At 64.0% G+C, this 12,889-nt stretch carries 7 protein-coding genes; 1 reads left to right on the forward strand and 6 read right to left on the reverse strand.

Annotated features, from left to right (window positions below; all coding sequences use genetic code 11):
* Position 1 precedes the first annotated feature (1 nt).
* Entirely contained in the window at positions 2–2,749 is a 2,748-nt protein-coding gene (locus ACYVHT_RS22475) for a glycoside hydrolase family 2 TIM barrel-domain containing protein (RefSeq protein ID WP_460557497.1), read from the forward strand.
* Between the two features lie 29 nt (positions 2,750–2,778).
* On the opposite strand, the gene ACYVHT_RS22480 is transcribed toward ACYVHT_RS22475, so the two are convergent.
* The 6 genes from ACYVHT_RS22480 to ACYVHT_RS22505 all read right to left on the reverse strand — a co-directional run.
* Positions 2,779–3,675, reverse strand: coding sequence for a PI-PLC domain-containing protein (locus ACYVHT_RS22480; protein WP_460557499.1), 897 nt, complete (start codon positions 3,673–3,675; stop codon positions 2,779–2,781).
* Positions 3,676–3,748: 73 nt separating this feature from the next.
* The gene (locus ACYVHT_RS22485; RefSeq protein ID WP_460557500.1) at positions 3,749–5,248 is read right to left on the reverse strand and encodes a calcineurin-like phosphoesterase C-terminal domain-containing protein; all 1,500 of its coding nucleotides are present in this window, start codon (positions 5,246–5,248) and stop codon (positions 3,749–3,751) included.
* A 102-nt stretch (positions 5,249–5,350) separates the two neighbouring features.
* Positions 5,351–6,631: a DUF5689 domain-containing protein gene (locus ACYVHT_RS22490; protein ID WP_460557502.1), complete on the reverse strand. Its 1,281-nt coding sequence runs from the start codon at positions 6,629–6,631 to the stop codon at positions 5,351–5,353.
* A gap of 154 nt (positions 6,632–6,785) precedes the next feature.
* Positions 6,786–8,252 (reverse strand): RagB/SusD family nutrient uptake outer membrane protein, encoded by a 1,467-nt coding sequence (locus ACYVHT_RS22495; RefSeq protein WP_460557504.1) that lies wholly within the window; start codon positions 8,250–8,252, stop codon positions 6,786–6,788.
* Positions 8,253–8,393: 141 nt separating this feature from the next.
* On the reverse strand, positions 8,394–11,864 hold the full coding sequence (locus ACYVHT_RS22500; RefSeq protein WP_460557506.1) for a SusC/RagA family TonB-linked outer membrane protein: 3,471 nt from the start codon (positions 11,862–11,864) through the stop codon (positions 8,394–8,396).
* A 240-nt stretch (positions 11,865–12,104) separates the two neighbouring features.
* Positions 12,105–12,889: FecR family protein (locus ACYVHT_RS22505; RefSeq protein ID WP_460557508.1), on the reverse strand; the 785-nt coding region annotated here is incomplete at its 5' end.

The following is a 12,889-nucleotide window of genomic DNA, read 5'->3' on the forward strand; positions in this document are numbered from 1 at the left end:
CATGATTGGTATCGAAAGCCCACTTCCGCCCCCTTGCCACACCTTCCGGCTTCTTTCGGGGGGCTGGCTGCTTGTGCTGCTGCTCCTGGCCCTGCCCGCTACCGCACAGGAGCGCACGGTCATCGCCATCAACTCCGACTGGCAGTTTCGCAAAGCCGATGGCACCGACTACGCCCACACCGCCGCCGCTGCCGGCTGGGAAAAAATCTCCATTCCGCACACCTGGAACGCGCTTGACGTGACCGATGACGAGCCCGGCTACTACCGGGGCATCGGCTGGTACCGCAAGGCGCTGCATGTGCCCGCCAGCTGGCAAAACCGCCGCGTATATCTCCGCTTCGAGGGGGCGGGCCAGGAGGCCGAAGTGTATGTGAACGGCCAGCTGGCCGGCCGCCACGCGGGTGGCTACACGGCCTTTCAATTCGCTGTCAGCCAGTGGCTGCGCTTCGATAAGCCGGCCACCAACGAAGTGGTGGTGAAAGTGGACAACAGCCCCAACCCGGCGCTGCCGCCGCTTTCGGCCGACTTCACCTTCTACGGCGGCCTCTACCGCGACGTGTACCTGGTGGCGGCCAGCGCGGTGCACTTCGACCTCGATAATTATGCCTCCAGCGGCTTGTTTGTGAGCACGCCCGCCGTATCGGCGGAGGCCGCCGAGGTGCTGGCCCGGGGCACGCTGGTGAATGAGTCGGCCACCAGGCGCCGCCTCACGGTGCTGACTGAAGTGAGCGACGGCGACGGCCACGTGGTGGCCCGGCAGCGCAGCAGCCTTGCGCTGGCGGCCGGCGAGAAGCGGGAATTCCGGCAGTCGCTGCCCACCCTGCGCCGGCCGCATTTGTGGTCGCCGGCGCACCCGTACCTCTACCACGTCACGGCCACGGTGCGGGAGGCCGGGCCGGCCGATGCCGCGCCGCTCGATGCCGTGAGCAGCCCGCTGGGCCTGCGCTGGTTTCGCTTCGACGCGGCCACCGGCTTTTTCCTCAACGGCCAGCCGCTCAAGCTCATCGGCACCAACCGCCACCAGGATTTCCCCGGCCTCGGCAATGCCCTGCCCGATGCCCTGGCCGAGCGCGACCTGCTGCTGCTGAAGCAGATGGGCGGCAACTTCCTGCGCGTGTCGCACTACCCGCAGGACCCCGCCGTGCTGGCCGCCTGCGACCGCCTGGGCATCCTGGCCTCGGTGGAAATTCCCGTCGTGAATGCCATCACCGACTCGCCGGCCTTCTTCGCGAACTGCCGCACCATGCAAACCGAGATGGTTCGGCAGGGCTACAACCACCCCAGCGTCATCATCTGGGCCTACATGAACGAGGTGCTGCTGCGCCTGCCCGCCGGCTTCAGCAAAGACAATGCGGCCGGCCAGGCCTACCTGGCCCGCGTGGCCGCGCTGGCCACGGAGCTGGATGCCCTCACCCGCCGCGAAGACCCTGCCCGCTACACCATGCTGGTGAACCACGGCGCGTTTGAGCTGTACCAGCAGGCCGGCCTGCTGCAAATTCCCATGCTGGTGGGCTGGAACCTCTACGCCGGCTGGTACTCGGGCGCTTTTCAGGGCTTTCCCGATTTTCTGGACCGCCACCGCCGCGAGCTGCCCGATAAGCCGCTGCTGGTGACCGAATTCGGGGCCGATGCCGATGCCCGGCTGCACTCCTTCGAGCCGCTGCGCTTCGATAAGACCACCGAATATGCCAACCGCTACCACCAGTTCTACCTGAAAGCCATTCTGGACCGGCCCTTCGTGGCCGGCGCAACGGTCTGGAACCTGGCCGAATTCAACTCCGAGAGCCGGCAGGAAGCCGTGCCGCACATCAACAACAAAAGCCTGCTCACCGCCGACCGCCAGCCCAAGGATGCCTACCTGTTTTACCAGGCCCATCTGCTGCCCACGCCCTACGTCCGCATCGGCTCCCGCGCCTGGACCTTGCGCAGCGGCCGCGCCGCCGGCCCCGATTCGCTGCACTGTGCCCAGCCGGTTGAAATCTACACCAACCAGCCCGCCGCCGAGCTGCTGCTCAACGGCCGCTCGCTGGGCACGCACCCGGCCGATTTTGGCATCGTTCGGTTCAGGGTGCCTTTCGCTGATGGCCGGAATCAGCTCACTGCCCGCGCCGGCACGGCCCCACCCGACCACGCTGAGGTTGAATTCCTGCTGCTGCCTCCCACCCTGGCTTCGGAAGCCCTGCCCTTCACCGAGCTCAACGTGAGCCTGGGCGACCAGCGCTTTTTCACCGATGCCCGGCTGCACCAGGTGTGGCTGCCCGAGCAGGCCTACGCGCCCGGCGGCTGGGGCTACGTGGGCGGCAAGCCCTTCGCGCTGCCCGGCACCGGCCGCCTGCCCTACGGCTCCGACCGCAACATCCTCGGCACCGAATACGATGCCATCTACGAAACCCAGCGCGTGGGCCTCCGCCAGTTCCGCCTCGACGACGTGCCGGCCGGCCAGTACGAAGTCACCCTGCATTTTGCCGAGCTCGAAGCCGTGCCCGCCGCCGAGCAGCTGGCCTACAACCTGGCCAGGCCCGATGCGGCTTCGGCCGCCCCGGCGAAAGCGCCCCGCCGCTTCGACGTATGGCTGAACGGCCTGCCGGCGCTAACCGACGTCGGCCCCGAAAACGACCTGCCCCCGCTGCAAGCCATCAGCTACAAGCTCCCCGTAAACGTGCGGCGCGGGCAAGGCATCGTGCTTGATTTCAAAGCCACGGCTGGCGAGACGGTGCTGAATGGCATCCAGGTAAAGCGCGTGGAATAAGCTCCCGGACAGAAATTTACGGAACTGCGCTACCGCCTTGGGGCCGTGCTGGCCGTGGTCAGCATCAGGTCGGGGTAATCCGAAATCAGTCCATCAACCTGTTGTTCTATCAGCTGCTCGGCCGCCGCCGTGGTGTTCACCGTCCACGGAATCACCAGCACGTTGCGCTGGTGGCAGGCGCGTACCAGCTCGGCCGTCACCAGCTGGTAGGCCGGGCTGTAGATGCTGGGCGCAAAGCTCAGCCGCGCCAGGTTTTTATCGAGGCCATCCGCGTTTTCCACCAGCAGAGCCGTGCGCAGCGCGGGCTGGGTGCGGTGCACGATTTCCAGCGTGCGCGGGTCGAACGACTGGATGATGACGTGGCTTTGGATGCCCTTTTTATTCACCACGGCCAGCAGCAGGCGCACAAATTCCTCCGGCGCGGGATGGTTGGTGCCGTCGCCCCCGGGCGTGGTTTTCGTTTCGATGTTGTAGAACGGCGCGGGGCGCTTTCTACGCCGGGCATACGCTTCGGCCGAGTCGATGACTTCGGCCAGCAGCGGCTTGTAGGTCAGCTGCTTCTGCTGCTTCGGAAACTTCGGGTTGCCGTGGCTGCCTACGTCGTAGCGCCGGATTTCGGCGTAGGGCAGGCTGTAGAGGCGCAGGCTTTTTTCCTCGCTTTTGGCGATGGGCTGGCCGTCGGGCCGGTACACGAAACCGGCGTTCATAAACGGGTCGTGCGAGAGCAGCACCTGCTGGTCCTGGCTGATGGCAATGTCCATTTCCAGCGTGGTCACGCCCAGGTCGAGGGCCCGGCGCATGGCCGGAATGGTGTTTTCCGGCATCAGCCCCCGGCAGCCCCGGTGGCCCTGAATATCGAGCGGGCGCGGCTGGGCCAGGGCGGCTTGAGCGAAGCTGAGGAGCGCGAGGAGCACGTGTTTTTTCATAGCTAAAGAGCTTGTAGCACATGCTTCAGCTTGTGCCCGCTGAGCGCCGCACAAGCTGAAGCACGTGCGGCCATCAGACGGCAAGGGTGTCGCTGTACACCGTTCCGAACCGGTCGGTGGCTTCGATGCGGATTTCCTTCGCACCGGCCGACGGCCGGGCGAAAAACAGGTGGTCGGTCAGGGTGGGCTCCACCCACTTGTGCTTGGCGGGCAGCTGGTCGCCGGCTTGCAGCTGCACGGCCAGCGGGTCGAGGCCGACCTGCTGCTGCATTTCGCCCTGCCGCACGCCGTTTTCGAACCAGGTCACCTTCCACTGCGGGTCCCAGTTCCAGACGTTGGCCACGATTTCATCGGGCCGGCCGGCCGCTGCGCCTTTGGGGTAAGAGCGCAGCTGGTGCTCGCGCGGGTGGCCCACCGATTTGTAGTACCACTTGATGTCGCCGCCGCTCACTTCGTACACGCCGTAGCCGCTGGGCGCGCCGTCGGTGCAGATGGGGCCGGTCCACCAGGCGCCGCACACCGCGCCGTGGATGTGCTCGGTGGTGTTTTCGTTGAACACCTTCTCGCAGATGTGCGTGTGGCCCGACATGATGTGCGCCGTGTAGGGCTTCAGCAGGCGGTACAGCTCGGCCCGGTTCGACACCACCCCGCCCAGCGACTCGTCCTTGAGCTTGTTGCGCCGCTGGTCGCCGCTGTCCACCGGAATGTGCAGGGCCACCACCACCGTCGTGCCCGGCTTCACGTGGTTCAAATCCTGCTCCAGCCACTGCAATTGCTTCTCCGTCAGGTAGCCGATGTACTTCTTGGGCGGGCCGATGAAGAAAACGTCGTCGAGCACCACGTAGTGAATTTCGCCCCGATTGAAGGAATAATACGTAGGCCCGAACAGGCTTTTGAACGTTTGAGCCGAGCCTTCGTCGGCGCGGGCCGTGAGGTCCATGTCGTGGTTGCCGATAACCTGAAAGAAGGGAATCCCGGTGATTTCGACGGCTTTTTTGTAGTCTTCGAACAACTCGTGCTTGTCCCACACCAAATCGCCGCAGCCGATGGCAAACGTATTGGCGTCGTACTGCGCGGCCAGCTTTTTGAGGTCGGGCGCGGAGCTGGTGAGCAGCTCGCGGCAGTCCTTTTTGTTAATCATCTGCGGGTCGGCCCACACCACGAAGGTGTGTTTGGTGTCGTCGCCGGCCAGCTTTTGCAGGGCGAAGTCGGCCGTCATTTTATCCGCGCCCGGCCTGATGGGCTGGAAGAACCGCGCCACGCCTTTCTCGTGCGGAAACGCGTAGCCGCGCGGGATGCTGACGTACACGAATTCGGCCGTGGCGTTGCTTTCCAGCGTGTATTTGCCGGCTTTGTCGGTCAGCACAATGTTGGTGCCGTCGGTCACGGCCACGCCGGCAATGCCGGTGCCACCCTGGTGCACCTTGCCCCGGATGGTGAGCAGCGCGAGGCTGATTTTCTGGCTTTTGGGCGCGGCCTGGGTTTCTTCAGCAGCGAGGGCGGCCGGGGCGAAAGGCAGGCTGAGGCCGGCACCGACGAGGCCAAGGTTTTGGAGGAATTGTCTGCGGAACATTTGAAGTAGGGTGCGGGGCTTGCCCCCGCCCGTCGTTGAACAGAATTGTTGGAGTGGCGCGACTGGCGGGCGGGGACAAGCCCCGCACCCTACATCGGCCAATTAGTTTTCGTAAATGGCAATATCATCCAGCCCCAGGCGGCCGTTCAAAATGGCGGGCGGCGCGCTCACGCCCAGGCCCAGCTTATTGATGCGGAAGCGCACCGGGCCGCTGATATTCATCAGGAAAGTGATGGCGTGCTGCCAGTTGCCGGCATCGGTGACGGTGGCACCGGTTTGCGTCCAGGTGCGGCCCTGGTCCTGCGAGTATTCCAGCTTCCAGGAGCTGGCCGCGTCGGTGTAGTAGGCCCCGTAGATGAGCGTGACTTTGGTAGCTCCGTTGGGCAGGTCGAACTTCATTTCGACCACGGCCGGCACGGCCAGGTTCTGCTGCATCCGGATGCCCTGGGTGCCGGTGTACCGGTCGCGCCCCGAGGTGTTGCCGAGGATGGCCTGGTACAGCTTCCACGGACCGGTGCCGAAGGTGACGGTATTGTCGGGCACGGCGGCGGTGTTCATGTCGTAGCTGCCCTTGGTGGCGGCCGGCACCAGCTCGAAGCTCTCGGGAAAGTTGCGGTAAATGGGGCCGCTGGGGTCCACGGCATCGGCGGCGGTGCGCAGCCAGAGCTGCGGGGCCGGGGCCTGGCTGGCGTCGAGGCCACCCACCGGAATGCCCACGAACGTGGCGCTAGCCGGAATGCGCCGGGCGGCAAAGCTGGCACTGGTTTCGGTGTGCAGCACAATGCTTTTGCCCGCGCCGTCGGCCAGGGTTTTGTTGCCGGCGTAGATATCGCCCGAGATGGGCAGTGGCGTGATGCTGCCGCCGCTGATGCGTACCAGCGTGCCCTCGTATTGGTCGAAATTGGTGAGCAGCGCGTCGATGTTGATGTCGCGGGCCGTCACCGTATTCCCGCTGCTCACCTTGCGCACACGGTCGGCCGTCACGCCTTCGATGCGCAGGGCGCCGGCCGTTTTGGCCAGCGTGGCCCCGGCAATGTCCACCACCACCGAGTCGCCCACGGCGGCGTTGGCGCTGCCGCTCAGCGGGATGATGATGCCGCGCACCACGCCGCGCCGCTTGTTCTGCACCACCAGCGTGGTGGGGCCGCCGGGCACGTTCGCGCCGCCGGCATCCGAAATCACGATGCCCACCACCTGGTGCGCGCCGGATAGCTGGGCCGATTCCAGCACCACGTTCGAGCCGTTGTAGAGCCGGCGCAGGTCTTCGAGCGAGACGTTCGGGCTGGGCTGGCCGGCCGCGTAGTCGGGGTTTTCTTCCAGGCAGCTGGTGCAGGCCAGGGCAGTGAGCAGCGTGAGGAAGGTGGTTAGAAGCTTAGTTTTCATTGGGGTTCTATTCTTTGGGGAATTAGGCCGTTTGGTCGTCATGCTGAGCGCAGCCGAAGCATCTCTACCGCTCCGTTGCAACAGCATTGATTAGTTGAGCGGTAGAGATGCTTCGACTGCGCTCAGCATGACGTTCTTTATTTTTCCGGTTCAGCTATAATTGCCACCACACCTTCGTGTTGATGTCATCCGGCCCCTGGTCGGCCACGGCGGCCTGGTAATTCACCTGGTTGAGGCTCTGCACGTAGAGCGGGTAGTTGACGCGGGCGGGCATCTGGCGGTTATTCTTCAGGCCGGGGCCGAGGGGCAGCACCGGGTGGCCGCTGCGGCGGTACTCAAACCACTGCTGGAAATCGGTGAAAAACAGCGCGTAGTATTTCTGGAGGTGAATCTGGTCGAGGCGGGTATCGACGCTGCTGGTGGGCTCCCATTTCACGTCGCCGCCGGTGAGGTAGCCGGTGGGCACCGTCAGGCCCCAGAGCGTGATGGCGTTGGTGGTGCCGGTTTCGTAGTAGGTTTTGGCATCGCCCGAAATCCAGCCGCGCAGGGCGGCTTCGGCCAGATTAAGCTGCACTTCGGGGTAATTCAGGATGTTGCCGAGCAGCGGCTCAGTCATGAGCGCGGCCGGATAAGTCGATTTTGCCACCGGAATCTGGGTGGGCAGGTAGCCGCTCTGGATGCCTTCGTAGGTGCCGTTGGAAATGGTGGCCCATTTGGCCAGACGCGGGTCGTTCCATTCCACCAGGTTGTTGATAAAAAACTCGCTCATCGAGCTGAACGAGCTGAAATCCGCCGTGCGCCAGGTTTGAAACGGCGACTGGTATGGGGCCGTGCCGGTCCAGCGCAGGATGGCCGACTCGGCATTGCTGGCGATGAGCGGGTAGTTGGCGGCGTTGGTGTTCACCATATCGCGCAGCTTGGCCTGCGGGCTCAGCCCGTTGGCAATGGCGTCGGTGCGGTTTGACACGCGCAGCAGCAGGCGCAGGTAGAGCGAGTTGCCGAACTTGCGCCATTTCAGGGCGTTGCCCTGAAACAGCGGGTCGAGCATGGACTGGTCGGCCGTGAGGTTGACGTTGGTTTTCAGCAGCTCGTTGGCTTCTTCCAGCTTCGCAAACAGGTCGCGGTAAATGTCTTCCTGCCGGTCGAACTTCGGCTGAAGCTGCCCGATGCGGCCCTGAATGGCCTCCGAATACGGCACGTCGCCAAACGTATCCGTCAGCAGTGAAAACGTCCAGACTTCGCAAATCCGCGCAATGGCCATGAAGGTGTTGCTCTTCACCGCCGCCGCGCTGGCGTACATATCGCGGAAATCGGTGAGCTGGGTGTACCAGCCGTTCCACATAAAATCAGCCTCCGAGGGCCGGATGACGTAGCGGTGAAACTCGTCGTTATCGACCCGCGACACGTGGTCCTGCATCAGCTCGTTGGTGATGCGGAAGGCGCGGTCCATGTTGCGCTTCACCAAATCGGTGAGGGCCGGCGCCAGCAGCGTTTCGGGAATGACGTTGGGGTTTTGGTTGGGGTTGATGTTCATCTCCTCGAAGCCCTTGGTGCAGGCGGGCGCGCTGGCCAGGCCGGCGGCGGTGAGGGAGAGAATAAGCAGGCGTTTCAGGGTTTTCACGACGATGGCAGGGGAATGTAGAGACGCGACACTTCGCGTCTCGTCGTTGCGGATGTTGTTTAGCCGGCGTGGTCCTGGTTAGTCAAAGTGACAGCCCACGACGAGACGCGAAGTGTCGCGTCTCTACACCGTTCTTAATTTTTAAATCCCCACCGTTAGGTTGATGCCCATCGTGCGGGTGCTGGGGAACTGCCCCAGCTCGAAGCCCAGGTCAATAGTCCCGTCGTTCAGCGTCCCGAATTCGGGGTCGAAAGCGGGCCATTTGGTGAAAATGAACAGGTCGCGGCCGTACACGCCGATGGACGCTTGCGTCAGCTTCAGCTTGCTGAGCAGCGTGGCGGGCAGGGCGTAGTCGAGGCGCATTTCGCGCAGCTTGATAAAATCGGTGCGGAAGAGGTTGGCTTCCACGTTGTCGCGGCCGTAGTGGGCGGTGTAGTAGGCCGGGATGTTCTCGGCCACCACGTCGTTGGGGCGGAAGGTGCCGTCGCCGTTGGCAATCACACCGTTGCCGATGATGCCGTTGTAGCGGCCCGGCAGCGTGAGCGTGCTTTTGCCCTGCTCGGCCAGCACGGCGTTGGTCATCGAGTAGGCTTTGGCCCCGAACTGCCCGTCGAACAGAATATTCAGGCGCAGCTGCTTGTAGCTGAATTCGGTGCCGGCGCTGGCTTTCCACTGCGGCAGCGCGTTGCCGAGGTACTTGATTTCGTCGCCCAGCACCGGGTAGCCGTTGCTGTAGATAATCTGGCCGTCGGGAGCCCGCTCGTAGCCGCGCCCGTAGATGGCGCCCATGCTGCCACCGGGCCGCGCCTCCACCGAGCCCCGGCCGCCGGGGCCGCGCTGCAATTGGTAGGTCAACACGCTGTCGGCCAGGCGCACCACCATGTTGCGGTTGGCCGTGAAGGTGCCGTAGGCTTTCCAGTTGAAGCCTTTCGGGCTGGTGATGAGCGTGGCGTTGGCCTGAATTTCGAGGCCCTGGTTGCGCACCAGGCCGGCGTTCAGCACGGCGTAGTTATAGCCCGCCGAGCGGTCGATGGGCACCTGCAAAATCTGGTCGAAGGTGTTGTTGCGGTACACCGCCACGTCGATGCCGATGCGGTTTTTCAGAAAGCGCAGGTCGGCGCCCAGCTCTACGCTTTCGGTGCGGCGCGGCTTGAGGCCGGCGTTGGCGATGGCGTCGGGGTTGCTCAGGCCCGAGGCAAAGCCCGAAGCCACGGCGTAGGTGTAGGACGTGAGGTAGGGCGTGGTGGTGCCGCTGCCCACCTGCGACCACGAGCCGCGCAGCTTGGCAAACGACACAAATTCCGGCAGCGGCAGCACCTGCGACAGCACCGTGCTCAAGCTGGCCGAGGGGTAAAAGAAGCCGGTATTGGCCGTCGAATTGGCGGTGGCCAGCGTGCTGGTCCAGTCCTGGCGGGCCGTGAGGTCGAGGTAGAGAAAATTATTGTAGCCGATGGAGGCCAGCCCGTAGAAGCTGTTCACCGCGAATTCGGCCTTATAGGGCAGCGCCAGCGGCAAATCGCGGCTGTTGGCAAACGTGAACACGCCCGGATAGAGCAGGCGCTCGGCCCGCAGCTCGTCCTTATTGTAGCGGTTGCGCAGGCTGCTGCCACCGCCCGACAGGCTCGTTTCAAACTTGCCAAACTTGTGGGCGTACTGCAGCAGGAAATCGTGGTTCATCTCCTGCGAGAAGATGTTCTGCGTGCGGTACATGCCCTCCTTATACTTCTCGGTATCCTTCGGGCGCTGCTGCGAGCGGGCTTCATAAGAATAATCGAGTGCCGAGCGCAGCATCAGGTTCCAGTCTTTGCCGAACTTGTAGTTCACTTGCACGTTGCCCGTGAGCGAGTTGCGGTTGCTCTTGTTCAGCATTTGCTGGGTTATCAGGTACGGATTATCGACCAGGCTGCTAAACGGGTAGCGCTGCGTGATGCCCTCCGCGCCCGGCACCCAGTAGTCCTTTATCCAGTTCAAATCCGCGTTCGGCAGCTGAAACATGGTCCAGTACATGATGGTCTGGTTGTTGTAGCCGGTGCTGGGCAGGTTGTCGCTGCTGCGGTTGGTGTAGTTGACCTTGGTTGACACCGTGAGCCGGTCGGTAATCTTCTGGCTGGCCGACAGCGCCACGGTGTTGCGGTCGTAGCCGGTGTTCGGGATAATCCAGGTGTTTTTGAGGTTGGTCAGCGACAGGCGCACGGCCGTGCGGTCGGTGCCGCCGTCCAGGGCAATGGTGTTGGTGAAGGTTTTGCCGGTCTGGAAGAAGTCCTTGCGGTTGTTTTTGTAGGGCACCCAGGGCGTGCGCTCGGTGCCGGTGGTGTTGGTGGCGGGGTCGTATTGGTAGAAGGACTGCCCGTCGAACTTCGGGCCCCAGGCCGAGCTGGTGCTGCGGGTGCTGGGCCCGTCGGCGGTGGCGTTGTAGGAGTAATAATTCTCGCCGGCCGAACCCTGGCCGTACTCGTACTGGAAATCGGGCCAGCGCGAAATCTGGTCCAGCGCCGCGTTCGAGTTGAAGGTCACGCCAATACCTTTCTTCCGCGCCCGCCCCGATTTTGTGGTGATAATCACCGCACCATTGCCGCCGCGCGCGCCGTAGAGCGCCGTCGCGCCCGGCCCCTTCAGCACCGTCACCGACTCAATGTCCTCGGGGTTGATGTCGTTGAGGCTGGTGCCGAAATCGACCGGCGACTCGGTTTGCAGGTAGGCCGTGCTGCCGTTGCCGGTGTTGCGATTGCTGCCGCCCAGCACCACGCCGTCCACCACAATCAGGGCGTCGTTGTCGCCGGCCAGCGAGCTTTCGCCGCGCAGCACAATCTTGTTCGAGCCCGCCGGCCCGCCGCCCGAGCGCACCAGGTTCAGGCCCGCCACCTTGCCCGACAGCGCGTCGGTCCAGTTGTTCGATTTGGCTTCGGTGAGCTGCTCGTTCGTCACCTGCGTCACGGAGTAGCCCAGCGCTTTTTCCTCCCGCTTAATGCCGAGCGCCGTCACTACCACCTCGTCGAGGCTGGTCACGTCTTCGCGCAGGGTCACGTCGTAGGTGCTCTTTTCGCCCACGGTCAACTCCTGCCCCTCGAAGCCGATGAAAGAGAAAATCAGCACGTTGCCGGGCTGCGCCCTGAGCTCGAACGTGCCGTTGGGGTCGGTGGTGGTGCCGGTGGTCGTGTCTTTTATGCGGACCGAAACGCCGGGCATGCCTTCGCCTTTGGCGTCCACCACGCGGCCCTTCACGGGCTTGGGGTCGGCCGCCGCCGCGCTGCCGCTCTTCATCAGAATGCGCTTGCTCTGCACCGTGAACTGCACGTTGGCCTGGGCCGAAATCAGCTGCAACACCTCATTCAGGGTGCTGTGCGGGGCTTCCACGCTGATTTTTCGGCTCAACACGTTGGCCTGGTCCGCGTACAGAAACCGGTAGCCGGTCTGCTGCTCGATGCTGGCCAGCACCTCCGCCAGCGGCTGCTGCCGCGCCGTGATGGCGCAGGGCGTGGCAGTGGGGCCTTGCACCAGCGCCACGCCGGCGGCCACGGCCGGCAGCGCAACCGGACTCAGGGTCGTCAGGCTCAGGCCGACCAGCGCCCGCCGCCAGCGCCGGCCCGTTTCGGGGTACCTCGTTTTTTTCATAGATTTGTGCGTGAGCGTTGTTACCTTTTTTCGGGGTTAATGGACTCTCCAACTCGCCGGCAGGTACGAACTGCCGGCTTTTTTACCGGAAGGCAGCGGGCGCCAACCCGCTGTCTTCCTCTTTTTAGACTATTTAAGTCGTCATGCTGAGCGCAGTCGAAGCATCTCTACTGCAGTAGTAATTCTGTCGATTGGATGAGTTGAGCGGTAGAGATGCTTCGACTGCGCTCAGCATGACGGCTAATTTGGTTTCTCATTGTCAGTTGGTTGCCGCAGGTAAATCACCTGGCCTTCTTGTCGGTATTCCAGCGAGCCGGCCAGCTTCAGCGCCGCCAGCACGGCCGGCAGGGGCTCGTTTTCGAAGGTGGCCCAGAGGCGCACCTCGGCCGTGGCCGCGTCGGCAAACACCAGCTTCACGCCATAGAGCCGCTCAATCTGGCCGGCCACGTCGCCCAGCTTCTCGTTCTGAAACACCAGCTTGTTGCGGCGCCAGGCCGTGACCTTCGCCTTGTTGAACGCCTGCCGGTAGATGCGGCCCGTGGCCTGGTCGGCCAGCAGCTGCTGCCCCGGCGCCAGGAGGTAATGCTCCTGCTTGTCAAACACCTGCACCTTGCCCTCCACAAGCGAAACGGCCGTCTGGCTGGCCCCGCGCACGGCGCTGACGTTGAACTTGGTGCCCAGCACCTGCGTCACCCAGCTGCCGCTGTGCACCCGAAACGGCCGGTGCGGGTTCTTGCTGACTTCGAAAAACGCCTCGCCTTCCAGGTACACTTCGCGGCTGGCCGGGCCGAATGTGGCGGGGAAGCGCAGCCGGCTCAGCGGGGCCAGCGTCACGCGCGAGCCATCGGGCAGCCATACCGTTTGCTGCTCGCCGGCCCGCGTCCGGCACAACTGGTAGGCCAGCGCAGCGGCCGGTTTGCGGAAGAAGTACGTGCCGCTCCCGATGCCCAGCAGCACCAGCAGCAGGGCCGCCAGCTGCCCGCGCCGGGCCATGCGCCAGCGCCGCGCCGGGCCGGCGGCCGGCG

The organism is Hymenobacter daeguensis, assembly GCF_054780555.1.